The sequence below is a fragment of the Citrobacter sedlakii genome (assembly GCF_018128425.1).
Taxonomy (GTDB): domain Bacteria; phylum Pseudomonadota; class Gammaproteobacteria; order Enterobacterales; family Enterobacteriaceae; genus Citrobacter_A; species Citrobacter_A sedlakii.
In genome coordinates this window covers 4,693,698-4,718,495 of the sequence record NZ_CP071070.1, presented here as the reverse complement: position 1 = coordinate 4,718,495, position 24,798 = coordinate 4,693,698, and the positions used below count along the sequence as shown (strand labels likewise).

Sequence of the window (24,798 nt, the reverse complement as noted above, 5' to 3'; positions counted from 1 at the left end):
GACATCTTAAATATGAACATGAAAAAACTGGCTACCCTGGTTTCAGCTGTTGCGCTAAGCGCCACCGTAAGCGCGAATGCGATGGCGAAAGATACCATTGCGCTGGTGGTCTCCACGCTGAACAACCCGTTCTTTGTTTCCCTGAAAGATGGGGCGCAGAAAGAAGCCGATAAGTTGGGCTACAACCTGGTGGTGCTGGATTCCCAGAATAACCCGGCGAAAGAGCTGGCGAACGTTCAGGACTTAACCGTTCGTGGCACTAAAATCCTGCTGATTAACCCAACTGATTCCGACGCGGTAGGTAATGCCGTGAAGATGGCAAACCAGGCGAAGATCCCGGTCATCACCCTTGACCGCCAGGCGACGAAAGGCGACGTTGTCAGCCACATCGCGTCTGACAACGTGTTGGGCGGCAAAATCGCGGGCGACTACATTGCGAAGAAAGCTGGCGAAGGCGCGAAAGTCATTGAATTGCAGGGCATAGCCGGTACATCTGCGGCGCGTGAACGTGGCGAAGGTTTCCAGCAGGCGGTCGCCGCACACAAATTTAATGTACTGGCCAGCCAGCCAGCTGACTTCGACCGCACTAAAGGTCTGAACGTGATGCAGAACCTGCTGACCGCGCATCCGGACGTGCAGGCGGTATTCGCTCAGAATGACGAGATGGCGCTGGGCGCACTGCGTGCGCTGCAAACCGCCGGTAAATCTGATGTGATGGTCGTCGGATTTGACGGCACGCCAGATGGCGAGAAAGCGGTAAATGATGGCAAACTGGCTGCGACTATCGCTCAGTTACCTGACCAGATCGGCGCGAAAGGCGTAGAAACGGCAGACAAAGTACTGAAAGGCGAGAAAGTTCAGGCCAAATACCCGGTTGACCTGAAGCTGGTCATTAAGCAGTAGTAGGCGATTCAGACGACCTCGCGTCGTCTGAGGGACATCAAATAAAGAAAAGTAAAGTGTGGCATACGCCACCGGGTCACACCGGTGGCGCTCTCTGATGGACACCCCGAACATGAAAACCGCAGGCAAACTTGTCGTTCTCGGCAGCATTAATGCCGACCATATTCTTAATCTTGAGACATTTCCTGCACCTGGTGAGACGGTCACCGGAAATCACTATCAGGTCGCTTTTGGTGGTAAAGGCGCGAATCAGGCAGTGGCTGCGGGACGCAGCGGGGCAAACATTGCGTTTATTGCCTGTACCGGTGATGACGATATCGGAAGTAGCATTCGTCAGCAGCTGGCGAGCGACAATATCAACGTCGACCCTGTCAGCGTAATTGACGGCGAACCCACAGGCGTAGCGCTGATTTTCGTCAACGGCGAAGGTGAAAACGTGATCGGTATTCATGCCGGGGCTAACGCGGCGCTGTCGCCTGCGCGGGTTGAGGCGCAGCGTGAGCGCATCGCTGAGGCTTCCGCATTGCTGATGCAACTGGAATCGCCGATCGACAGTGTACTGGCAGCCGCCAACATCGCGCATGAAAATCATACTACTGTCGTACTGAATCCTGCGCCAGCCCGCGTATTATCAGACGAACTGCTGGCGCTGGTGGATATCATCACTCCGAACGAAACTGAAGCGGAAAAGCTAACCGGTATCCGTGTCGAAAATGATGAAGATGCGGCAAAAGCCGCGCTGGTTCTGCATAAAAAAGGTATCGATACGGTGCTGATTACATTAGGCAGCCGCGGTGTCTGGGCCAGCGTGAAAGGTGAAGGTCAGCGCGTGCCGGGCTTTAAGGTCGAGGCTGTCGACACCATTGCCGCGGGTGATACCTTTAACGGCGCGCTAATTGCGGCGTTACTGGAAGACAAGGCGCTGTCTGATGCGATTCGTTTCGCGCACGCCGCCGCAGCGATTGCCGTTACCCGTAAAGGCGCTCAGCCTTCCGTTCCGTGGCGTGAAGAAATTGAGGCGTTTTTAGGTCAGCAGAGGTAACGCTTGGCTACAATGAAGGATGTTGCCCGCCTGGCGGGCGTTTCCACTTCTACCGTTTCGCACGTCATTAATAAGGATCGCTTTGTCAGTGAAGCGATTACTGACAAAGTCGAAGCGGCGATCAAAACGTTGAATTACGCCCCTTCAGCCCTGGCGCGTAGCCTGAAGCTGAATCAAACGCGCACCATCGGTATGCTTATTACCGCGAGTACCAATCCCTTTTACTCTGAACTGGTGCGCGGCGTAGAACGCAGTTGCTTCGAGCGCGGCTACAGCCTGGTATTATGCAATACCGAAGGCGATGAGCAACGTATGAACCGCAATCTGGAAACGCTGATGCAAAAACGGGTAGATGGTTTACTGTTGCTTTGTACCGAAACGCACCAGCCGTCGCGCGAAATCATGCAGCGTTACCCGTCGATCCCCACCGTAATGATGGACTGGTCGCCCTTTGACGGTGAGGGCGACAGCGATCTCATTCAGGATAACTCATTGCTCGGCGGCGACTTAGCCACGCAGCATCTTATTGCTAAAGGCTTTACCCGTATCGCCTGTATCACCGGGCCTTTGGATAAAACGCCGGCCCGGCTGCGTGTTGAGGGGTATCGCGCCGCGATGCAGCGCGCAGGGCTTACCGTTCCTGCGGGCTATGAAATCATGGGCAATTTTGAGTTTGGCGGCGGGTTTGCGGCTATGCAGGAACTGCTCGCGCATCCGCAGCGACCCCAGGCCGTGTTTGCCGGGAATGATGCGATGGCTGTCGGCGCGTATCAGGCGTTGTATCAGGCTGGATTGCGGATCCCGCAGGATATGGCGGTGATTGGCTATGACGATATCGAACTGGCGCGCTACATGACGCCGCCGCTGACTACCATTCATCAGCCCAAAGATGAACTGGGTGAGCTGGCCATCGATGTGCTAATACATCGCATGGCGCAGCCCGATTTGCAGCAACAGCGTTTGCAGCTCACTCCTGTTCTGATGGAGCGGGGGTCGGTTTAGGCGCGTGGCGGTCTTTGATCAGGTTGCGACCATCTTTCGCTTTCAGCAGCATGAACATCAGCGCAGACACGATCGTGATCGCGCCCATTGTAATAAAGGTGTAGTGGAACTGTTCAACCGTACTGGTTCCCTCTACGCCTTCATAAATGCGCAGCACGGCGGCGCTTATCGCCACACCTAAGCTAATCGAAAGTTGCTGCGTTACGGCCAGCACGCTGTTGCCGCTGCTGGCATTGTCATCGGTCAGGTCGGCAAGTGTGATGGTATTCATCGCTGTGAACTGCGTCGACATCGCCATGCCGAGCACAAACAGCGGCAGGATCAGCATCCAGACTGGCATTGCGGGCGATTGCAACGAGAATTGCGCAATCATCAGGCCGATAAATACGGTTATCCCCACCAGCGTGGTGCGATAACCCAGACGGCGCAGCACCTGGGTCACCACTGATTTAGCCAGTATTGAGCCCAGCGCGGTGGGGGCCATCATGCAACCCGCGATTAACGCCGGAAAACCAAATCCCACCTGGAGCATCAGCGGCATCAAAAAAGGCACGCACCCGGTCCCCAGCCGTGTCGCAAGGTTGCCGGTAATTCCGACGGAAAAGGTCCGTGTCTTAAATAACGACAGAGAAATGAGCGGTGTGGGATGGCGGCGAGCGTGGCGTACATAAGCCAGCAACAGCACAATGCTGAGCAGGATAATGCTCAGCGCAATCCAGGTGGCGACTATCTTTTCGCCGAACAGTTCCATTCCGCTGGAAAAGAGCACCAGGCTGAGGCCAAACAGAAAGAAGCCAGTCATATCAAATTTGCGGCGCGGTGTGGTGAAATTCGGCATATATTTGCGCGCGTAAAGAATACCGGCGACGCCAATCGGAATGTTTATCAGGAAGATCCAATGCCAGCTGGCCCAGGTGACCAGTACGCCGCCCAGCACCGGACCCAGAATCGGTCCTACCAGCCCCGGCATGGTGACGAAGTTCAGAACGGGCAGCAGCTCGCTACGTGGATAGGCGCGCAACAGCGCCAGACGAGCAACCGGCATCATCATCGCCCCGCCAATGCCCTGAACAACGCGAAAGATAACCAGTTCCGGAAGCGAGCTGGAAAGCGCACAGGCAAGTGAACCGAGCGTAAACAGGCTCACCGCCAGCATAAACACACGACGGGTGCCGAAGCGGTCGGCCAGCCATCCGCTTACCGGTATCAGCATCGCCACCGTCAGGGTATAACTGATAATGGCGGACTGCATGGCCAGCGGTGAACGGTTGAGACTCTGCGCAATGGCAGGTAAAGCGGTGTTCAGAATGGTGGCGTCCAGCGCCTGCATAAAAAAGGCCATTGCCGCTATCCACGGCAATCCAGCCATACTGCGCGCTTTTTTTCTGATCATTCTGTATCCCGTTAGTTTCCCGGACGCTCGTTAGGCGCCATCAGTAAAGCCTGGCAGGCTTTAAACGCGCCGTCAGCGTCGCTTTGCGCAATGGCAACTACTATCGCCTGGTGCAAATCCAGTTTCACAACGGTGTTATAGGTAATGGCATTGAAGTAGGTGTGATAGACAGAGTGGAACAGTGAGGCAAAAGAGGTGAGGAACGGGTTCGCGCTCATCTCATAAATATGCTCATGCCAGGCCATATCCACTTCAATCCAGCGCTCACGTTTAAAGTTCTTTTTTAGCGCGACCATTTCTTCCATTAAGGTATTCAGATGCGCTTTTTGTTCTGCCGTACCCACCGTTGCCGCCAACGCGCAAGCCTGTGGCTCAAGGCTTATCCGCATCACCAGAAAATGATCGATCACCTGCTGGAAGTTTTCCTCTGTCATCCACCAGTTCAGTAACTCCTGGTCGAGAAAATTCCAGTTAGCCTGTGGCATGACCCGTGTTCCGATACGTGGGCGCGGTAACACCATACCTTTGGCGGTTAACGTTTTGACGGCTTCTCTTACTGCGGTGCGGCTAACACCAAACTGATCGCCCAGTTCAATTTCACCGGGAAGAATGTCGCCGGGTGCGTAATCCCCTTTTAAGATCCGCTGCGCCAGCTTTTCAGCCAGTACCCAGGAAATGTTTTTCTGTGCAGCCAATTGTTGTGCGCTTAAAGGCATGACTGATTGTCCTTTCTCTTTTTCTTATTCATTAGTATGCCATCAGGAAGTGTGATTGCGGCTGCAAAAACAGCAAATCGCTTATTTTATGGCACGTTAACGCCTGTTTTGGCGAAAAAAGGAACAGTTGCGAAATTATTTTAAATTTCCTCTTGTCAGCCCGAAATAACTCCCTATAATGCGCCACCACTGACACGGAACAACGGCACGCAAGCCGCCGGGTCAGCGGGGTTCAGACCAGAACCTCACGGAGAAAAGCAAAAATAAATGCTTGACTCTCAAGCGGGAAAGCGTATTATGCACACCCCGCGCCGCTGAGAAAAAGCGAAGCGGCACTGCTCTTTAACAATTTATCAGACAATCTGTGTGGGCACTCAAAGTGACATGGATTCTTAATGTCTTCGGACAAAAAATGAATACCAAGTCTCTGAGTGAACACGTAATTCATTACGAAGTTTAATTCACGAGCATCAAACTTAAATTGAAGAGTTTGATCATGGCTCAGATTGAACGCTGGCGGCAGGCCTAACACATGCAAGTCGAACGGTAACAGGAAGCAGCTTGCTGCTTTGCTGACGAGTGGCGGACGGGTGAGTAATGTCTGGGAAACTGCCCGGTGGAGGGGGATAACTACTGGAAACGGTAGCTAATACCGCATAACGTCGCAAGACCAAAGAGGGGGACCTTCGGGCCTCTTGCCACCGGATGTGCCCAGATGGGATTAGCTTGTTGGTGAGGTAACGGCTCACCAAGGCGACGATCCCTAGCTGGTCTGAGAGGATGACCAGCCACACTGGAACTGAGACACGGTCCAGACTCCTACGGGAGGCAGCAGTGGGGAATATTGCACAATGGGCGCAAGCCTGATGCAGCCATGCCGCGTGTATGAAGAAGGCCTTCGGGTTGTAAAGTACTTTCAGCGGGGAGGAAGGGATTGTGGTTAATAACCGCAGTCATTGACGTTACCCGCAGAAGAAGCACCGGCTAACTCCGTGCCAGCAGCCGCGGTAATACGGAGGGTGCAAGCGTTAATCGGAATTACTGGGCGTAAAGCGCACGCAGGCGGTCTGTCAAGTCGGATGTGAAATCCCCGGGCTCAACCTGGGAACTGCATTCGAAACTGGCAGGCTTGAGTCTCGTAGAGGGGGGTAGAATTCCAGGTGTAGCGGTGAAATGCGTAGAGATCTGGAGGAATACCGGTGGCGAAGGCGGCCCCCTGGACGAAGACTGACGCTCAGGTGCGAAAGCGTGGGGAGCAAACAGGATTAGATACCCTGGTAGTCCACGCCGTAAACGATGTCTACTTGGAGGCTGTGCCCTTGAGGCGTGGCTTCCGGAGCTAACGCGTTAAGTAGACCGCCTGGGGAGTACGGCCGCAAGGTTAAAACTCAAATGAATTGACGGGGGCCCGCACAAGCGGTGGAGCATGTGGTTTAATTCGATGCAACGCGAAGAACCTTACCTGGTCTTGACATCCACGGAAGACTGCAGAGATGCGGTTGTGCCTTCGGGAACCGTGAGACAGGTGCTGCATGGCTGTCGTCAGCTCGTGTTGTGAAATGTTGGGTTAAGTCCCGCAACGAGCGCAACCCTTATCCTTTGTTGCCAGCGGTCCGGCCGGGAACTCAAAGGAGACTGCCAGTGATAAACTGGAGGAAGGTGGGGATGACGTCAAGTCATCATGGCCCTTACGACCAGGGCTACACACGTGCTACAATGGCATATACAAAGAGAAGCGACCTCGCGAGAGCAAGCGGACCTCATAAAGTATGTCGTAGTCCGGATTGGAGTCTGCAACTCGACTCCATGAAGTCGGAATCGCTAGTAATCGTGGATCAGAATGCCACGGTGAATACGTTCCCGGGCCTTGTACACACCGCCCGTCACACCATGGGAGTGGGTTGCAAAAGAAGTAGGTAGCTTAACCTTCGGGAGGGCGCTTACCACTTTGTGATTCATGACTGGGGTGAAGTCGTAACAAGGTAACCGTAGGGGAACCTGCGGTTGGATCACCTCCTTACCTTAAAGAACCTGCCTTTGTAGTGCTCACACAGATTGTCTGATAGATGTAGAGAAGCAAGGCGTCTTGCGATTGAGACTTTGTGTCCCCTTCGTCTAGAGGCCCAGGACACCGCCCTTTCACGGCGGTAACAGGGGTTCGAATCCCCTAGGGGACGCCACTTGCTGGTTTGTGTGAGTGAAAGTCGCCGGCCGTTATATCTCAAAACTGACTTACGAGTCATGTTTGAGATATTTGCTCTTTAAAAATCTGGATCAAGCTGAAAATTGAAACACAGAACAACGAGAGTTGTTCGTGAGTCTCTCAATTATCGCAATCAGAAGTGAAACATCTTCGGGTTGTGAGGTTAAGCGACCAAGCGTACACGGTGGATGCCCTGGCAGTCAGAGGCGATGAAGGACGTGCTAATCTGCGAAAAGCGTCGGCGAGGTGATATGAACCTTTGACCCGGCGATGTCCGAATGGGGAAACCCAGTGTGACTCGTCACACTATCGTTAACTGAATACATAGGTTAACGAGGCGAACCGGGGGAACTGAAACATCTAAGTACCCCGAGGAAAAGAAATCAACCGAGATTCCCCCAGTAGCGGCGAGCGAACGGGGAGCAGCCCAGAGCCTGAATCAGCCAGTGTGGTAGTGGAAGTGTCTGGAAAGGCACGCGATACAGGGTGACAGCCCCGTACACAAAACCGCACCGGTTGTGAGCTCGATGAGTAGGGCGGGACACGTGGTATCCTGTCTGAATATGGGGGGACCATCCTCCAAGGCTAAATACTCCTGACTGACCGATAGTGAACCAGTACCGTGAGGGAAAGGCGAAAAGAACCCCGGCGAGGGGAGTGAAAAAGAACCTGAAACCGTGTACGTACAAGCAGTGGGAGCCTCTTTATGGGGTGACTGCGTACCTTTTGTATAATGGGTCAGCGACTTATATTCTGTAGCAAGGTTAACCGTATAGGGGAGCCGCAGGGAAACCGAGTCTTAACTGGGCGTTAAGTTGCAGGGTATAGACCCGAAACCCGGTGATCTAGCCATGGGCAGGTTGAAGGTTGGGTAACACTAACTGGAGGACCGAACCGACTAATGTTGAAAAATTAGCGGATGACCTGTGGCTGGGGGTGAAAGGCCAATCAAACCGGGAGATAGCTGGTTCTCCCCGAAAGCTATTTAGGTAGCGCCTCGTGAATTCATCTCCGGGGGTAGAGCACTGTTTCGGCTAGGGGGCCATCCCGGCTTACCAACCCGATGCAAACTGCGAATACCGGAGAATGTTATCACGGGAGACACACGGCGGGTGCTAACGTCCGTCGTGAAGAGGGAAACAACCCAGACCGCCAGCTAAGGTCCCAAAGTCATGGTTAAGTGGGAAACGATGTGGGAAGGCTCAGACAGCCAGGATGTTGGCTTAGAAGCAGCCATCATTTAAAGAAAGCGTAATAGCTCACTGGTCGAGTCGGCCTGCGCGGAAGATGTAACGGGGCTAAACCATGCACCGAAGCTGCGGCAGCGACGCTTATGCGTTGTTGGGTAGGGGAGCGTTCTGTAAGCCGTTGAAGGTGTGCTGTGAGGCATGCTGGAGGTATCAGAAGTGCGAATGCTGACATAAGTAACGATAAAGCGGGTGAAAAGCCCGCTCGCCGGAAGACCAAGGGTTCCTGTCCAACGTTAATCGGGGCAGGGTGAGTCGACCCCTAAGGCGAGGCCGAAAGGCGTAGTCGATGGGAAACAGGTTAATATTCCTGTACTTGGTGTTACTGCGAAGGGGGGACGGAGAAGGCTATGTCGGCCGGGCGACGGTTGTCCCGGTTTAAGCGTGTAGGTGTGTGTTCCAGGTAAATCCGGTTCACTTTAACACTGAGGCGTGATGACGAGGCACTACGGTGCTGAAGTGACAAATGCCCTGCTTCCAGGAAAAGCCTCTAAGCATCAGGTAACATCAAATCGTACCCCAAACCGACACAGGTGGTCAGGTAGAGAATACCAAGGCGCTTGAGAGAACTCGGGTGAAGGAACTAGGCAAAATGGTGCCGTAACTTCGGGAGAAGGCACGCTGATATGTAGGTGAAGTGATTTACTCATGGAGCTGAAATCAGTCGAAGATACCAGCTGGCTGCAACTGTTTATTAAAAACACAGCACTGTGCAAACACGAAAGTGGACGTATACGGTGTGACGCCTGCCCGGTGCCGGAAGGTTAATTGATGGGGTTATCCGTAAGGAGAAGCTCTTGATCGAAGCCCCGGTAAACGGCGGCCGTAACTATAACGGTCCTAAGGTAGCGAAATTCCTTGTCGGGTAAGTTCCGACCTGCACGAATGGCGTAATGATGGCCAGGCTGTCTCCACCCGAGACTCAGTGAAATTGAACTCGCTGTGAAGATGCAGTGTACCCGCGGCAAGACGGAAAGACCCCGTGAACCTTTACTATAGCTTGACACTGAACACTGGTCCTTGATGTGTAGGATAGGTGGGAGGCTTTGAAGCGTGGACGCCAGTCTGCGTGGAGCCGCCCTTGAAATACCACCCTTTAATGGCTGGTGTTCTAACGTAGGCCCGTAATCCGGGTTGCGGACAGTGTCTGGTGGGTAGTTTGACTGGGGCGGTCTCCTCCTAAAGAGTAACGGAGGAGCACGAAGGTTGGCTAATCCTGGTCGGACATCAGGAGGTTAGTGCAATGGCATAAGCCAGCTTGACTGCGAGCGTGACGGCGCGAGCAGGTGCGAAAGCAGGTCATAGTGATCCGGTGGTTCTGAATGGAAGGGCCATCGCTCAACGGATAAAAGGTACTCCGGGGATAACAGGCTGATACCGCCCAAGAGTTCATATCGACGGCGGTGTTTGGCACCTCGATGTCGGCTCATCACATCCTGGGGCTGAAGTAGGTCCCAAGGGTATGGCTGTTCGCCATTTAAAGTGGTACGCGAGCTGGGTTTAGAACGTCGTGAGACAGTTCGGTCCCTATCTGCCGTGGGCGCTGGAGAACTGAGGGGGGCTGCTCCTAGTACGAGAGGACCGGAGTGGACGCATCACTGGTGTTCGGGTTGTCATGCCAATGGCACTGCCCGGTAGCTAAATGCGGAAGAGATAAGTGCTGAAAGCATCTAAGCACGAAACTTGCCCCGAGATGAGTTCTCCCTGAGACTTTAAGTCTCCTGAAGGAACGTTGAAGACGACGACGTTGATAGGCCGGGTGTGTAAGCGCAGCGATGCGTTGAGCTAACCGGTACTAATGAACCGTGAGGCTTAACCTTACAACGCCGAAGATGTTTTGGCGGAATTGAGAAAATTTTCAGCATTGATTCAGAGTCCGAAGGATTTTGCGCTGAGACAAGGCGGCAAGTGAAGCGACGGAAGGAGCATACAAAAGTATGTGACTGACGTTCGCAGGCGCAGCCAACGCAGTATCAGCACAAAAGACACAGGACAGAGCACAAAGAATTTGCCTGGCGGCCTTAGCGCGGTGGTCCCACCTGACCCCATGCCGAACTCAGAAGTGAAACGCCGTAGCGCCGATGGTAGTGTGGGGTCTCCCCATGCGAGAGTAGGGAACTGCCAGGCATCAAATTAAGCAGTAAACTGATGTAAAAATCAGTGGTTGTAGAAAAATTCGGTGGAGCGGTAGTTCAGTTGGTTAGAATACCTGCCTGTCACGCAGGGGGTCGCGGGTTCGAGTCCCGTCCGTTCCGCCACCCTAATTAGGGGCGTAGTTCAATTGGTAGAGCACCGGTCTCCAAAACCGGGTGTTGGGAGTTCGAGTCTCTCCGCCCCTGCCATAAAATAATCCTTAGCATTTGCTAAGGATTTTTTTTGTTTGTAAAACAGTGAATTCACCATCCCTTCTTATCGGCATCCTTGCCTCATGATTGTTTTATTCTTCCAGTACGCCGGTTTTTAAAAGATCTCTGATCAGCGCATGTTTATCGCTATTCTGCAGCCATATGGCGTATAACGGACGCGATAGCGTTGCACTGTCGGCAACGGTATGCAAACCGCCTTTTTCCTTAGCCCATGCTGTGGGTAACCAGGTGCAACCATTCAACGCTGACAGTTGCTGTCTGGCCAGTTCGGCGGAACTGGTGGTTAGAACGGGTATTTCATCCGAGGCGATCAGACCCACTTCATGCTGCTGAAAGTCCGGACCCCACTCCAGCCGCAAATAATTCAACGCATCCTTTAGCGTAGAAGGGCGCGCGCAGTATAACGCCAGGGTGAAATGCCCAAGTAACTGACTACTGAATTCATCCATCTTCGGCGCTTCGGTCGTGATCAGCAGATCAAGCTGACGCTCATGTAACTGCTTGACCAGAGACTGGCGCTGGGCAATACGCGCTTCGAATTGCAGGCTGGTTTGCGGCTCTTGTGTCTGGTATAGCCGGCCCAGCCAGTCATTGAGCATACACTCCCACAAAGAGGCGCTGGCACCGATAGAGAACTCATTATGCCTTGAGGTATGGGCGACTTCTTTGCGGGCCGCCTGCCACGTATTCATCAGCGTTTCGGCATAGGGTAAAAGCTTCTCCCCCGCTGCTGTTAAGCGGATATTGTTTCTGTGGCGTGTGAAAAGGTTCACGCCCAGCTGGTTTTCCAGCTGTCTGATGCGAAAGCTCACCGCCGACTGTGTCAGATAGAGTGCTTCCGCAGCCCGGCCAAAGTGGCGTGTCCGGCTCACTTCCAGGAAAGTTTTTAGCAATTCCGTATCCACAGTGCTCTCCGCAAAATTATTTGTCGTTATGATTTAAATGTTTTGTTTTACACTCTGTCAAGCGTAACTAATACTCCGCGCCATAAATAGCTCGGCCAAAGAATTAGGAGCGTGCAGGATGGCGGAAAGCTTTACGACGACTAATCGATATTTCGACAACAAATATTATCCACGCGGGTTCTCTCGTCATGGTGATTTCACCATCAAAGAGGCACAACTGCTTGAGCGTCATGGTTATGCCTTCAACGAGCTGGATCTTGGCAAGCGTGAGCCGGTTACCGAGGAAGAGAAACTCTTTGTGGCGGTATGCCGTGGTGAACGCGAGCCGGTGACCGAAGCGGAACGTGTATGGTCTAAATACATGTCGCGCATCAAGCGTCCAAAACGTTTCCACACCCTGTCAGGCGGTAAACCGCAGATGGAAGGGGCTGAAGACTACACTGAGTCTGATGACTAACGAAAAAAGGGCGTAAGCCCTTTTTTTACGTCAGGAGTTTCTGCAGATGAGCAAGCAACCTGTCTATGGCCCGGTAGCTCACTGCTTCCTGTAAATGCTGGCGAGTGATCCCTTCCGCCTGTTCGAGATCAGCAATGGTCCGGGAAACCTTCAACAAACGTTGCCACGCCCTGATAGACAGCCCCAGATGGATGAGCGTTTCTTCCAGCCACTGCGAATCCTCGTTGTTCAACGGGCAATGCTGACGAATTTCTTTATTTTGCAAATGTGCGTTGAGTTTACCCTGCCGCCTGTACTGCCGTTCCTGCGCAGCGATGACCCGCTGCTTAACCGTAGCGCTACTTTCACCTTTGACTTCGGTCTGACTGAGCATACCTGCAGGTAGCAACGGGATCTCCAAAGAAAGATCGAAGCGGTCGAGAAACGGTCCGGACAGCCGGCCAAGATAGCGCAGTGTTTGTTCTGGCGTACATCGATTGTGTTTTCCCTGATAATGTCCGGTAGGGCTGGGGTTCATTGCCGCAACCAATTGAAAACGCGCCGGATAGGCGATCTTAGCCCGCGTGCGCGAAAGGTGAATCTGCCCGGACTCTATCGGCTCACGTAACGCATCTAATGTGCGTCGTTCGAATTCGGGGAGTTCATCGAGAAAAAGTATGCCGTTATGCGCCAGAGAAATTTCACCGGGTCCGGGAATGGAGCCGCCACCGACCATTGCCGCCAGGGATGCGCTGTGATGTGGCGATCGAAAGGGGCGCTGTTTCCACTGCTTTTGCACACTGGTCGAATTAACCAGGCTAAGGATTGCCGCGCTTTCCAGCGCCTCTTTGTTACTTAGAGGTGGTAGTAATCCATTAAGCCGACTGGCAAGCATTGTTTTACCGGTGCCCGGAGGGCCAATAAGAAGCAGGTTGTGTCCACCTGCCGCCGTAATCTCCAGGCTGCGCTTACCTTGCTCCTGGCCAATAATATCGTTGATATCGTCGTGAGTGGGCGAAGAACCCCATACGCTCGAGGAAGGGGGATCGAGCGGCTGCTTGCCTTCCAGAAATGCGCAGACTGCCTGCAGATGGTCGGCTATCAGACAGCCATCGCCGTCAATCAATCCTACTTCGTCTTCATTCTCTTTTGCAACGATGATGCTTCTTCCTGCGCGTATCGCTTCGGTAGCGCTGGAGATGGCGCCAGGAACGCCACGTAGCGCGCCTGTAAGCGCTAATTCGCCCACTAACTCATATTGATCAAGCCTATGGGTCTTAAGCTGCTCAGAAGCCACCAGAAGCGCAACGGCGATAGGTAAATCATATCGCCCTCCCTCCTTGGGGAGATCTGCAGGGGCAAGATTAATCGTGATTTTCTTAGCCGGGAATTCATACCCGCTATTGATAATAGCGCTACGAACCCGATCCCGGGCCTCCTTTACGGTGGTTTCCGGCAGCCCCACCAGCGTCAGGCCTGGGAGCCCGTTACTGATATGGACTTCGATTGTGATAGCCGGCGCGTTAACGCCGAGCGCAGCTCGCGTATGAACAATTGACAGTGACATAGCCCCTCCAGAGGCCATGATTATGGCGTACGCGTTAGGGTGAATGTTGTGTAATTTTGCGTTTTTTCGAGGGGGATTCCGGTTTTTTTACGGAATTTGAAAGCATAAAACCGTATTCCGGAAGACTGCTCGCAAAAGGCGATCAGACAGGTATGTTGCACAACGGAAACAGCGAGTTACCCGTGCAAGGTGAATTTTTTTCAAATATCACTTTTTGTATAAAAAACAACGACGTTACGTTAAAGCATCAGCAGCGACGGAAAAAACAAACCAAAAAAATCTTGTGCAATCGGCAAAATCTATGGTAACTCTTTAGGCATTCCTTCGAACAAGATGCAAGAATCGACAAAAATGACAGCCCTTCTACAAGTGATTAGCCTGGTCGTGATTAGCGTGGTGGTGATTATTATCCCACCGTGCGGGGCTGCACTTGGACGAGGAAAGGCTTAGAAATCAAGCCTTAACGAACTAAGACCCCCGCACCGAAAGGTCCGGGGGTTTTTTTTGACCTTAAAACTACCATCGAGGAGCAGATAATGAATAACAGCATAAAATTCTGTTTCTCAGGATTTACGGCGGGGAACTAACTATGAATGGAGCACAGTGGGTGGTACATTCGTTGCGTGCGCAGGGTGTCGAGACCGTTTTCGGCTATCCCGGTGGCGCAATTATGCCGGTCTACGATGCGTTGTATGACGGTGGCGTGGAGCACCTGTTGTGCCGCCATGAGCAGGGTGCTGCGATGGCCGCTATTGGCTACGCCCGCGCTACAGGTAAAACCGGAGTCTGTATCGCCACTTCCGGTCCGGGGGCGACTAACCTGATCACCGGCCTGGCGGATGCGCTGCTGGATTCCGTTCCGGTAGTGGCTATCACGGGGCAGGTTTCTGCGCCGTTCATCGGTACTGATGCATTTCAGGAAGTGGATGTATTAGGTCTTTCGCTGGCCTGCACCAAACACAGTTTCCTGGTGCAGTCGCTGGAAGAATTGCCACGCATCATGGCAGAGGCGTTTGACGTCGCCCGTTCCGGCCGTCCCGGTCCTGTACTGGTCGATATCCCGAAAGATATCCAGTTAGCCAGCGGTGCGCTGGAGCCATATTTCACCACCGTTGAAAGCGAAGCGGCTTTCCCCCATGCAGAAGTTGAACAAGCTCGCGCTATGTTGGCGCAGGCGCAAAAACCTATGTTGTACGTCGGCGGCGGCGTAGGAATGGCGCAGGCGGTACCGGCGCTGCGTGAGTTTCTGGCGACAACACAAATGCCCGTTACCTGTACGCTGAAAGGTTTGGGCGCCGTGGAGGCTGACTATCCGTACTATCTGGGGATGCTTGGTATGCATGGCACCAAAGCGGCAAATTTCGCGGTACAGGAGTGCGACTTACTGATTGCGATCGGCGCACGTTTTGATGACCGGGTGACTGGCAAATTAAACACTTTCGCGCCGCACGCCAGTGTGATTCATATGGATATCGACCCGGCTGAGCTGAACAAACTGCGCCAGGCCCACGTTGCGCTGCAGGGCGATTTAAATGCCCTTCTGCCTGCTTTACAGCAACCGGTAAATATCGATGCGTGGCGCCAGCGTAACGCGGAGCTGCGAGCGGAACACAGCTGGCGCTACGACCATCCGGGCGATGCCATTTACGCGCCGCTGCTGTTGAAGCAGTTGTCCGAACGTAAACCGGCAAACTGCGTGGTGACAACCGATGTCGGCCAGCACCAGATGTGGTCAGCGCAACACATGACTTATACCCGTCCGGAGAATTTCATCACCTCCAGCGGATTAGGCACCATGGGGTTTGGCTTACCGGCTGCGGTGGGCGCACAGGTTGCGCGGCCCAACGATACCGTAATCTGTATCTCCGGTGATGGCTCCTTCATGATGAACGTTCAGGAGTTAGGCACCGTAAAACGCAAGCAGTTACCGTTGAAGATGGTGTTACTGGATAACCAACGGTTAGGGATGGTTCGACAATGGCAACAACTGTTTTTTGCAGAACGATATAGCGAAACCACTCTGACTGATAACCCCGATTTCCTTATGTTAGCCAGCGCTTTCGGCATCCCTGGCCAACACATCACCCGTAAAGACCAGGTTGAAGCGGCACTCGACACCTTGCTGAACAGCGAGGGGCCATACCTGCTTCATGTCTCAATCAATGAACTTGAGAATGTCTGGCCTCTGGTGCCGCCTGGCGCCAGCAACTCTGAAATGCTGGAGAAAACATTATGATGCAACATCAGGTCGCCGTTGAAGCTCGCTTTAATCCCGAAACGTTAGAACGCGTATTGCGCGTGGTCCGTCATCGCGGATTTCAGGTATGCGCCATGAATATGGAAGCCGCCAGCGATGCGCAAAACATCAATATCGAATTAACCGTTGCCAGTCCTCGGTCGGTCGACTTACTGTTTAGTCAGTTAACAAAACTGGTAGACGTTGCACATGTTGCCATCTGCCAGAGCACAACCACATCACAACAAATCCGTGCTTGAGCGCGACAGGAAGAAAAAAATGACGACGAAAAAAGCTGATTACATTTGGTTCAATGGGGAGATGGTTCGTTGGGAGGACGCGAAAGTCCACGTGATGTCCCACGCGCTGCATTACGGTACGTCCGTGTTTGAAGGTATCCGTTGCTACGACTCTCACAAAGGACCGGTGGTGTTCCGTCATCGTGAACACATGCAGCGTCTGCATGACTCAGCCAAAATTTATCGTTTCCCGGTTTCGCAAAGTGTGGACGAATTGATGGAAGCCTGTCGCGACGTGATCCGTAAAAACAACCTGACCAGCGCCTACATACGTCCGCTGGTGTTTGTCGGTGATGTTGGCATGGGCGTGAACCCACCTCCGGGATACAGCACCGACGTGATCATCGCAGCGTTCCCATGGGGCGCATACCTGGGCGCCGAAGCCCTGGAACAGGGGATCGATGCGATGGTGTCGTCCTGGAATCGCGCAGCGCCAAACACCATTCCGACGGCGGCGAAAGCGGGCGGCAACTATCTTTCCTCTCTGCTGGTGGGCAGCGAAGCCCGCCGCCATGGGTATCAGGAAGGTATCGCCCTGGACGTGAATGGCTATATCTCCGAAGGCGCAGGCGAAAACCTGTTTGAAGTGAAAGATGGCGTGCTGTTCACGCCGCCGTTTACCTCTTCCGCGCTGCCGGGTATCACCCGCGACGCGATCATCAAACTGGCGAAAGACCTCGGTATCGAAGTGCGCGAGCAGGTCCTGTCCCGCGAATCCCTGTATCTGGCTGACGAAGTGTTTATGTCAGGTACCGCGGCGGAAATCACCCCGGTGCGCAGCGTTGACGGAATCCAGGTAGGCCAAGGCCGCTGCGGTCCGGTCACGAAGCGCATTCAGCAAGCCTTCTTCGGTCTCTTCACCGGTGAAACGGAAGATAAATACGGCTGGTTGGATCAGGTTAATCACTAAGAATAAAAAATGGGACGGCACGCACCGTCCCATTTCACAGACAGACACTGGGAGTAAAAAGTATGCCTAAGTACCGTTCCGCCACCACCACTCATGGCCGCAATATGGCGGGAGCCCGCGCGCTGTGGCGCGCCACTGGAATGACCGATGACGATTTTGGTAAGCCGATCATTGCGGTCGTGAACTCGTTTACCCAGTTCGTGCCGGGGCACGTGCACCTGCGCGATCTCGGTAAACTGGTTGCCGAACAGATAGAAGCCGCAGGTGGCGTGGCGAAAGAGTTCAACACCATCGCCGTGGATGATGGTATCGCCATGGGCCACGGAGGGATGCTTTATTCGCTGCCGTCCCGCGAATTGATCGCCGATTCAGTCGAGTACATGGTGAACGCCCACTGCGCTGATGCGATGGTTTGTATCTCCAACTGCGACAAAATCACCCCCGGAATGCTGATGGCCTCATTGCGCCTGAATATTCCGGTGATCTTTGTTTCCGGCGGTCCGATGGAAGCCGGGAAAACCAAACTGTCCGATCAGATCATCAAACTCGATCTGGTCGACGCGATGATCCAGGGCGCAGACCCGAAAGTCTCTGACGACCAAAGCAATCAGGTTGAACGCTCTGCCTGCCCGACCTGTGGTTCCTGTTCCGGAATGTTCACCGCCAACTCCATGAACTGCCTGACCGAAGCGCTGGGCCTCTCTCAGCCGGGCAACGGTTCGCTGTTGGCGACCCACGCTGACCGTAAACAGCTGTTCCTTAACGCCGGCAAACGCATCGTTGGGCTGACGAAACGCTACTACGAGCAGGACGACGCCAGCGCGCTGCCGCGCAACATCGCCAGCAAGGCAGCATTCGAAAACGCCATGACGCTGGATATCGCCATGGGCGGTTCAACCAATACCGTTCTGCACCTGCTGGCCGCCGCGCAGGAAGCGGAGATTGACTTCACCATGAGCGATATCGACAAGCTGTCCCGCAAAGTGCCGCAATTGTGCAAGGTGGCGCCAAGCACCCAAAAATACCACATGGAAGATGTTCACCGTGCGGGGGGCGTGCTGGGGATCCTCGGCGAACTGGATCGTGCGGGGTTGCTGAACCGTGACGTGAAAAACGTACTGGGGCTGACGCTGCCGCAAACGCTTGAGCAGTACGACGTGATGGTGACGCAGGATGAGGCCGTGAAGCAGATGTTCCGTGCCGGTCCGGCTGGCATTCGCACCACCAAAGCGTTCTCGCAGGACTGTCGTTGGGAGACACTGGACGACGATCGCGCGGGAGGATGTATCCGCTCGCTGGAACATGCCTACAGCAAAGACGGCGGTCTGGCGGTACTGTACGGTAACTTCGCGGAAAACGGCTGCATCGTAAAAACCGCAGGCGTGGATGACAGCATCCTGACTTTCACCGGCCCGGCGAAAGTCTACGAAAGTCAGGACGACGCAGTAGAAGCCATTCTCGGCGGCAAAGTGGTGGAAGGCGACGTTGTGGTGATCCGCTACGAAGGGCCGAAAGGCGGTCCCGGAATGCAGGAAATGCTCTACCCAACCAGCTTCCTGAAATCCATGGGCCTCGGCAAAGCCTGTGCGCTGATCACTGATGGTCGTTTCTCTGGCGGGACCTCTGGTCTCTCCATCGGCCACGTTTCCCCTGAAGCGGCAAGCGGCGGCAATATTGGCCTGATTGAAGATGGCGATCTGATCGCCATTGATATTCCTAACCGTGGCATTCAGTTGCAGGTGAGCGACGCTGAACTGGCGGCGCGCCGTGAAGCGCAGGAAGCGCGCGGTGACAAAGCCTGGACGCCGAAAAACCGTCAGCGTCAGGTGTCGTTTGCCCTGCGCGCCTACGCCAGCCTCGCGACCAGCGCAGACAAAGGCGCGGTGCGCGATAAATCCAAACTTGGGGGCTAATGATGGCCGAGTCACAACCCTTATCCGCCGCCCCCGAGGGGGCGGAATATCTCCGGGCGGTGCTGCGCGCGCCGGTTTATGAAGCGGCGCAGGTCACGCCTCTGCAAAAAATGGAAAAACTCTCCTCGCGCCTCGACAACGTCATCCTGGTGAAGCGCGAAGACCGCCAGCCGGTGCACAGCTTTAAGCTGCGCGGCGCTTACGCGATGATGGCGGGCTTAACCGAGGAACAAAAAGCGCGCGGTGTGATCACCGCGTCGGCGGGCAATCATGCGCAGGGCGTGGCGTTTTCCTCTGCGCGTCTGGGCGTGAAGGCGCTGATTGTCATGCCGGTTGCGACTGCTGATATCAAAGTGGATGCGGTGCGCGGTTTTGGCGGAGAAGTCCTGCTACACGGCGCGAATTTTGATGAGGCGAAAGCCAAAGCGATCGAACTGGCGCAGCAGCAGGGCTTTACCTGGGTGCCGCCGTTCGACCACCCGATGGTGATTGCCGGGCAGGGGACGCTGGCGCTTGAACTGCTCCAGCAGGACGCTCACCTTGATCGTGTGTTCGTGCCGGTGGGCGGCGGCGGCCTGGCGGCAGGTGTGGCGGTGCTGATCAAACAGCTGATGCCGCAGATCAAGGTCATTGCCGTTGAAGCGGAAGACTCTGCATGCCTGAAAGCGGCGCTCGATGCCGGGCATCCGGTCGATCTCCCGCGTGTGGGGCTGTTTGCCGAGGGCGTGGCGGTCAAACGCATCGGCGATGAAACCTTCCGTCTGTGCCAGGAGTATCTTGACGATATTATCACGGTTGATAGCGATGCTATCTGCGCGGCGATGAAAGATCTGTTCGAGGACGTGCGTGCGGTGGCGGAACCGTCCGGCGCGCTGGCGCTGGCGGGCATGAAAAAATATATCGCCCAGCACAACATTCGCGGCGAACGTCTGGCGCACGTGCTGTCTGGCGCCAACGTTAACTTCCACGGCCTGCGCTACGTTTCCGAGCGCTGCGAGCTGGGTGAACAGCGTGAAGCCTTGCTGGCGGTGACCATTCCGGAAGAGAAGGGCAGCTTTCTGAAATTTTGCCAGCTCCTCGGCGGTCGTTCGGTAACGGAATTTAACTACCGTTTTGCCGATGCCAAAGATGCCTGCATTTTTGTCGGCGTGCGTTTAAGCCGCGGTCTGGAAGAGCGCAAAGAGATCCTGAATTTGCTGAATGACGGCGGCTACAGCGTGGTCGATCTCTCTGACGACGAGATGGCGAAGCTCCATGTGCGCTATATGGTCGGCGGGCGTCCATCTAAGCCGCTGAAAGAACGACTTTACAGCTTCGAGTTTCCGGAATCTCCCGGCGCCTTGCTGAAGTTTTTGTATACGCTCGGCACCCACTGGAACATCTCTTTGTTCCATTACCGTAGCCATGGCACCGACTACGGGCGCGTGCTGGCAGCCTTCGAACTGGGCGATCACGAGCCGGATTTCGAAACTCGCCTGAACGAACTGGGCTATGAGTGTCACGACGAAACTCAAAACCCGGCGTTCCGTTTCTTCCTGGCGGGCTAGTGGTTCGGCAATATCTTCCAGAACGCATCAATCAGCGGCTCATGCAGCCGCTTTTTCGTTGCGCACACCCCCAACTCAAACGGGGTTTTTTCGTCGCTACGCTCTAAAATCATCACGCGATTGCGTACCGGTTCAGGACTGTTTTCCAGCACCACTTCCGGCAGCAGCGCCACGCCGCAACCGAGCGCGACCATCGACACCATCGCTTCATGCCCGCCGACGGTTGCGTAAATCATGGGGTTACTGATTTTATGGCGGCGAAACCACAGCTCAATGCGGCGGCGCACCGGCCCCTGGTCAGCCATGATGAACGGCACTGTCGACCAGTCGGGTTTTTCCACCGCGACCTGACTGCGTACCGGGCAGGGTAACGCCGGGGCGATCAGCACCACCGCCAGATTCTCCAGCATCGAGAATGCCACTGCGCCGGGCAGCGTTTCAGGTTTCCCGGCAATGGCGAGATCCGCTTCGCCCGTCACCACCTTTTCCATCGCGTCGGCGGCGTCGCCCGTGGTGAGTTTAATTTCCACCGAGGGGTGCTCCGCGCGAAAGCGATCGAGAACAGGCGGCAAATGACTGTAAGCGGCGGTCACGGAGCAGAAAATATGCAGCTCGCCGGAGAGCGACGGTCCCTGCTGATCAAGCGTGTGCCGCAGTTGCTGATACTGCAATAAGGTCTGTTGGGCAAAGACCCGTAGCTCTTCGCCCGCTTCCGTGAGCGTGACGGTGCGGTTGTCGCGCACGAACAGCGGCTGGCCAAGGTCTTCCTCAAGGCGCTGTATCTGTCGGGAAAGCGTGGACGGGCTGACGTGCATCGCCCGGGCGCTGCGGCCAAAGTGACGGCTTTCCGCCAGATGCAAGAACATTTTCAAATCGCGTAAATCCACCGATTCCACTCCCTCTTTTTACATTGCAAAAATTGCAACATGACGTTGTGAATATATCAATTTCCGCAATAAATTTCCTGTTGTAATGTGGGTACATTCTCGCTGAAACGCGAACCGAACAATAAGACACACAACATCACGAGGTATCACCCATGGCTAACTACTTTAATACACTGAACCTGCGCCAGCAGTTGGCGCAGCTGGGCAAATGCCGCTTTATGGGCCGCGACGAATTTGCCGATGGCGCGAGCTACCTTCAGGGTAAAAAAGTGGTCATCGTCGGCTGTGGCGCGCAGGGGCTGAACCAGGGCCTGAACATGCGTGACTCCGGTCTGGATATCTCTTACGCCCTGCGCAAAGAAGCAATTGCCGAAAAGCGTGCGTCCTGGCGTAAAGCGACCGAAAACGGCTTTAAAGTGGGTACCTACGAAGAGCTGATCCCGCAGGCGGACCTGGTGGTAAACCTGACGCCGGACAAGCAGCACTCTGACGTGGTGCGTTCCGTACAGCCGCTGATGAAAGACGGCGCCGCGCTGGGTTACTCTCACGGCTTTAACATTGTTGAAGTGGGCGAGCAGATCCGTAAAGACATCACCGTGGTGATGGTGGCGCCGAAGTGCCCGGGTACGGAAGTACGCGAAGAGTACAAGCGTGGCTTCGGCGTGCCGACTCTGATCGCGGTTCACCCGGAAAACGATCCAAAAGGCGAAGGCATGGCGATTGCCAAAGCATGGGCGGCAGCGACCGGTGGCCACCGCGCGGGCGTGCTGGAATCGTCCTTCGTTGCGGAAGTGAAATCTGACCTGATGGGTGAGCAGACCATTCTGTGCGGCATGCTGCAGGCGGGTTCTCTGCTGTGCTTCGACAAGCTGGTGGAAGAAGGCACCGACCCGGCATACGCGGAAAAACTGATTCAGTTCGGCTGGGAAACCATCACCGAAGCGCTGAAGCAGGGCGGCATTACGCTGATGATGGACCGCCTGTCTAATCCGGCGAAACTGCGTGCTTACGCGCTGTCCGAACAGCTGAAAGCGATCATGGCGCCGCTGTTCCAGAAACACATGGATGACATCATCTCCGGCGAATTCTCTTCCGGCATGATGGCGGACTGGGCGAACGACGATAAGAAACTGCTGACCTGGCGTGAAGAAACCGGTAAAACCGCGTTCGAAACGGCGCCACAGTTCGACGGCAAAATCAGTGAGCAGGAGTACTTCGATAAAGGCGTACTGATGATCGCGATGGTGAAAGCGGGCGTTGAGCTGGCGTTCGAAACCATGGTGGATTCCGGCATCATCGAAGAGTCTGCGTACTACGAATCCCTGCACGAACTGCCGCTGATTGCGAACACCATCGCCCGTAAGCGTCTGTACGAAATGAACGTGGTTATCTCTGATACCGCCGAGTACGGCAACTACCTGTTCTCTTACGCCTGCGTACCGCTGCTGAAAGAGTTCATGACCACCCTGCAGCCGGGCGATCTGGGCAAAGCGATTGCGGAAGGGGCGGTAGACAACGCGCAGTTGCGCGATGTGAACGAGGCGATTCGCGGCCATGCTATCGAGCAGGTAGGTAAGAAACTGCGCGGCTATATGACCGATATGAAGCGTATCGCTGTCGCTGGCTAATTCCGCGAAGCCAGCATCCGGCAAAGATAAAAAAACCCGGTGTTTGAAGACACCGGGTTTTTTGTTAGTTACGGTACAGCACCTTAATGATGTGGTAGCCGAACTGGGTGTGCAGCGGACCGGTTGGTTCCAGTACCGGGCAGGAAAAGACCACTTTATCGAATGCCGGAACCATCTGGCCCTGACGGAATTCGCCCAGGTCGCCGCCGCGTTTGCCAGACGGACAGATTGAGTGTTTCTTCGCCAGTTTGCCGAAGTCGGCGCCGTTTTTAATCTGCTCAAGAAGATCCAGCGCCAGTTTTTCTTCTTTAACAAGAATATGCAGTGCTGCTGCTGTTTTTGCCATAATCGTGCCTTGCGTGGGATGAGTGAAGCGGGCGATTTTAGCATGGGGCTGGTGAGAAAGAATATCCAGGCCAGCTACTGCTTGCTGGCCTGGCTGAAGATTAGCGCATCTGCTGCTGTGATAATTTCCAGACGCTGGCAATATTGCGTGCCGAAACGCGCAGGTTGTATTCCGCATCCTGTAGCGCTTCCGGCAGCGTGGCGATTCGCGTCAGCACGGAGAACACCGCGTCCAGCCCGTGCTGATGCACAATCTGGTGATCGGTCGTTAAGCCGCCCGCCAGCGCGATCACCGGTTTCTGATACCGCTTAGCGCAGCGTGCGACGCCAATCGGCGTTTTACCGCTGATGCTCTGGCTATCAAGACGACCTTCACCGGTGATCACCAGGCTGGCATCCGCGACCAGGCTATCGAGATGCAGCGCGTCAATAACAATCTCCACGCCCGGCTTTAACTCCGCGTTCAGTATCCCTAACAGCGCCGCGCCCATGCCGCCTGCGGCGCCTGCGCCAGGCGTCGTCATCACGTTTCGTCCGGTTGCGTCCTGAAGCCGTTTACCAAAGTTGGCCAGCGCAGCGTCTAAGGAGGCAACCATTTCCGGCGTTGCCCCTTTTTGCGGACCGAAGATGGCTGACGCTCCTGTTGCGCCACAGAGTGGATTGTTAACGTCGCAGGCGACGGTGACAGAAACGTTTTTCAGTCGAGCGTCGCAGCCTGAGGCATCGATGATGGCCAGGTCGCTTAGCGCGCCGCCGCCGAAAGGAAGCGATTTCCCGTTTGTATCAAGCAGCGCCACACCAAGTGCCTGTAGCATACCTGCGCCGCCGTCATTGGTGGCGCTACCGCCAATCCCGAGAATAATGCGCTCAACGCCGTGGTTCAGCGCGGCAAGGATCAGTTCGCCGGTGCCATAGCTGGTGGTGAGCGTAGGGTTACGGCGTTCTGGCGGGACATGATGCAGTCCGGATGCGGAGGCCATTTCAACGATTGCCGTTTTCCCATCTCCCAGCATACCCCAGCGCGCCTGTACTGGCGTCCCCAGCGGTCCGGTCACATTCTGGAACAGATAATGGCCTTCGGTTGCTTCAACCATTGACTCGACGGTACCTTCGCCGCCGTCTGCCATCGGCAATTTGACATACTCGGCCTCGGGATAAATTTCACGAAATCCCTGCTCGATAGCGGTGGCCACCTGCATGGCCGATAAACTTTCTTTAAATGAATCTGGTGCAATGACTATTTTCATCGTGTC

At 54.8% G+C, this 24,798-nt stretch carries 19 protein-coding genes, 3 tRNA genes and 3 rRNA genes; 18 read left to right on the top strand and 7 right to left on the bottom strand.

The window, feature by feature from the left end:
• Window positions 1-12 precede the first annotated feature (12 nt).
• The 3 genes from rbsB to rbsR all read left to right on the top strand — a co-directional run bounded on the left by rbsB (window position 13) and on the right by rbsR (window position 2,947).
• Window positions 13-903: a ribose ABC transporter substrate-binding protein RbsB gene (rbsB, locus tag JY391_RS22295; RefSeq protein WP_042287369.1), complete on the top strand. Its 891-nt coding sequence runs from the start codon at window positions 13-15 to the stop codon at window positions 901-903.
• A 112-nt stretch (window positions 904-1,015) separates the two neighbouring features.
• Window positions 1,016-1,945, top strand: a complete 930-nt coding sequence (rbsK, locus tag JY391_RS22290; protein ID WP_181823312.1) for a ribokinase — start codon at window positions 1,016-1,018, stop codon at window positions 1,943-1,945.
• Between the two features lie 3 nt (window positions 1,946-1,948).
• On the top strand, window positions 1,949-2,947 hold the full coding sequence (rbsR, locus tag JY391_RS22285; protein ID WP_082636810.1) for a ribose operon transcriptional repressor RbsR: 999 nt from the start codon (window positions 1,949-1,951) through the stop codon (window positions 2,945-2,947).
• On the opposite strand, the gene mdtD is transcribed toward rbsR, so the two are convergent.
• Together mdtD and JY391_RS22275 are read right to left on the bottom strand one after the other, a co-directional pair.
• A complete protein-coding gene (mdtD, locus tag JY391_RS22280; RefSeq protein WP_211935038.1) occupies window positions 2,913-4,340 on the bottom strand; it encodes a multidrug transporter subunit MdtD in 1,428 nt (475 codons plus the stop codon). The two genes, rbsR and mdtD, sit on opposite strands and share 35 nt — an antisense overlap.
• 11 nt (window positions 4,341-4,351) lie before the next feature.
• On the bottom strand, window positions 4,352-5,056 hold the full coding sequence (locus tag JY391_RS22275; RefSeq protein WP_042287377.1) for a FadR/GntR family transcriptional regulator: 705 nt from the start codon (window positions 5,054-5,056) through the stop codon (window positions 4,352-4,354).
• Between the two features lie 478 nt (window positions 5,057-5,534).
• Between JY391_RS22275 and JY391_RS22270 the strand changes: the two genes are divergently transcribed.
• From JY391_RS22270 to JY391_RS22245, 6 genes are all read left to right on the top strand, one after another.
• Window positions 5,535-7,076, top strand: a 16S ribosomal RNA gene (locus JY391_RS22270).
• A gap of 84 nt (window positions 7,077-7,160) precedes the next feature.
• A tRNA-Glu gene (locus JY391_RS22265) sits at window positions 7,161-7,236 on the top strand.
• Between the two features lie 184 nt (window positions 7,237-7,420).
• Window positions 7,421-10,326 (top strand): 23S ribosomal RNA (locus JY391_RS22260).
• A 191-nt stretch (window positions 10,327-10,517) separates the two neighbouring features.
• Window positions 10,518-10,633: ribosomal RNA gene (gene rrf / locus JY391_RS22255) — 5S ribosomal RNA — on the top strand.
• The 16S, 23S and 5S rRNA genes sit together here with 3 tRNA genes alongside, the layout of an rRNA operon.
• A 54-nt stretch (window positions 10,634-10,687) precedes the next feature.
• A tRNA-Asp gene (locus JY391_RS22250) sits at window positions 10,688-10,764 on the top strand.
• Between the two features lie 8 nt (window positions 10,765-10,772).
• A tRNA-Trp gene (locus tag JY391_RS22245) sits at window positions 10,773-10,848 on the top strand.
• 95 nt (window positions 10,849-10,943) lie between these two features.
• Here JY391_RS22245 and hdfR read toward each other — a convergent pair.
• Window positions 10,944-11,777, bottom strand: coding sequence for an HTH-type transcriptional regulator HdfR (gene hdfR, locus JY391_RS22240; RefSeq protein ID WP_060569256.1), 834 nt, complete (start codon window positions 11,775-11,777; stop codon window positions 10,944-10,946).
• 118 nt (window positions 11,778-11,895) lie between these two features.
• On the opposite strand from hdfR, the gene maoP reads away from it, so the two are divergent.
• Complete coding sequence (maoP, locus tag JY391_RS22235; RefSeq protein ID WP_042292859.1) at window positions 11,896-12,234, top strand: macrodomain Ori organization protein MaoP; 339 nt, start codon at window positions 11,896-11,898, stop codon at window positions 12,232-12,234.
• A gap of 25 nt (window positions 12,235-12,259) precedes the next feature.
• Here the strand turns inward: maoP and JY391_RS22230 are convergent, their stop codons facing one another.
• Window positions 12,260-13,780, bottom strand: coding sequence for a YifB family Mg chelatase-like AAA ATPase (locus tag JY391_RS22230; protein ID WP_211935037.1), 1,521 nt, complete (start codon window positions 13,778-13,780; stop codon window positions 12,260-12,262).
• Window positions 13,781-14,131: 351 nt separating this feature from the next.
• Between JY391_RS22230 and ilvL the strand changes: the two genes are divergently transcribed.
• From ilvL to ilvA, 7 genes are all read left to right on the top strand, one after another.
• Entirely contained in the window at window positions 14,132-14,230 is a 99-nt protein-coding gene (ilvL, locus tag JY391_RS22225; RefSeq protein ID WP_024149608.1) for an ilv operon leader peptide, read from the top strand.
• A gap of 86 nt (window positions 14,231-14,316) precedes the next feature.
• Window positions 14,317-14,367, top strand: coding sequence for a peptide IlvX (ilvX, locus tag JY391_RS24010; protein ID WP_204375586.1), 51 nt, complete (start codon window positions 14,317-14,319; stop codon window positions 14,365-14,367).
• A gap of 2 nt (window positions 14,368-14,369) precedes the next feature.
• Window positions 14,370-16,016, top strand: coding sequence for an acetolactate synthase 2 catalytic subunit (ilvG, locus tag JY391_RS22215; protein ID WP_211935036.1), 1,647 nt, complete (start codon window positions 14,370-14,372; stop codon window positions 16,014-16,016).
• Window positions 16,013-16,276: an acetolactate synthase 2 small subunit gene (ilvM, locus tag JY391_RS22210; protein ID WP_042292846.1), complete on the top strand. Its 264-nt coding sequence runs from the start codon at window positions 16,013-16,015 to the stop codon at window positions 16,274-16,276. Before ilvG ends, ilvM begins: the two co-directional genes overlap by 4 nt.
• 19 nt (window positions 16,277-16,295) lie before the next feature.
• Window positions 16,296-17,225, top strand: coding sequence for a branched-chain-amino-acid transaminase (gene ilvE, locus JY391_RS22205; protein WP_211935035.1), 930 nt, complete (start codon window positions 16,296-16,298; stop codon window positions 17,223-17,225).
• Between the two features lie 62 nt (window positions 17,226-17,287).
• Window positions 17,288-19,138: a dihydroxy-acid dehydratase gene (ilvD, locus tag JY391_RS22200; protein WP_211935034.1), complete on the top strand. Its 1,851-nt coding sequence runs from the start codon at window positions 17,288-17,290 to the stop codon at window positions 19,136-19,138.
• Between the two features lie 2 nt (window positions 19,139-19,140).
• Complete coding sequence (gene ilvA, locus JY391_RS22195) at window positions 19,141-20,685, top strand: threonine ammonia-lyase, biosynthetic (RefSeq protein ID WP_181823311.1); 1,545 nt, start codon at window positions 19,141-19,143, stop codon at window positions 20,683-20,685.
• Here ilvA and ilvY read toward each other — a convergent pair.
• Complete coding sequence (gene ilvY / locus JY391_RS22190) at window positions 20,682-21,572, bottom strand: HTH-type transcriptional activator IlvY (RefSeq protein WP_042292841.1); 891 nt, start codon at window positions 21,570-21,572, stop codon at window positions 20,682-20,684. The two genes, ilvA and ilvY, sit on opposite strands and share 4 nt — an antisense overlap.
• A gap of 152 nt (window positions 21,573-21,724) precedes the next feature.
• On the opposite strand from ilvY, the gene ilvC reads away from it, so the two are divergent.
• Complete coding sequence (gene ilvC / locus JY391_RS22185) at window positions 21,725-23,200, top strand: ketol-acid reductoisomerase (protein WP_211935033.1); 1,476 nt, start codon at window positions 21,725-21,727, stop codon at window positions 23,198-23,200.
• Between the two features lie 64 nt (window positions 23,201-23,264).
• Here ilvC and ppiC read toward each other — a convergent pair whose 3' ends face one another.
• Both ppiC and JY391_RS22175 read right to left on the bottom strand, forming a co-directional pair.
• Window positions 23,265-23,546, bottom strand: coding sequence for a peptidylprolyl isomerase PpiC (gene ppiC / locus JY391_RS22180; protein WP_001140251.1), 282 nt, complete (start codon window positions 23,544-23,546; stop codon window positions 23,265-23,267).
• Window positions 23,547-23,646: 100 nt separating this feature from the next.
• Window positions 23,647-24,792, bottom strand: a complete 1,146-nt coding sequence (locus JY391_RS22175) for a glycerate kinase (RefSeq protein ID WP_042292833.1) — start codon at window positions 24,790-24,792, stop codon at window positions 23,647-23,649.
• Window positions 24,793-24,798 lie beyond the last annotated feature (6 nt).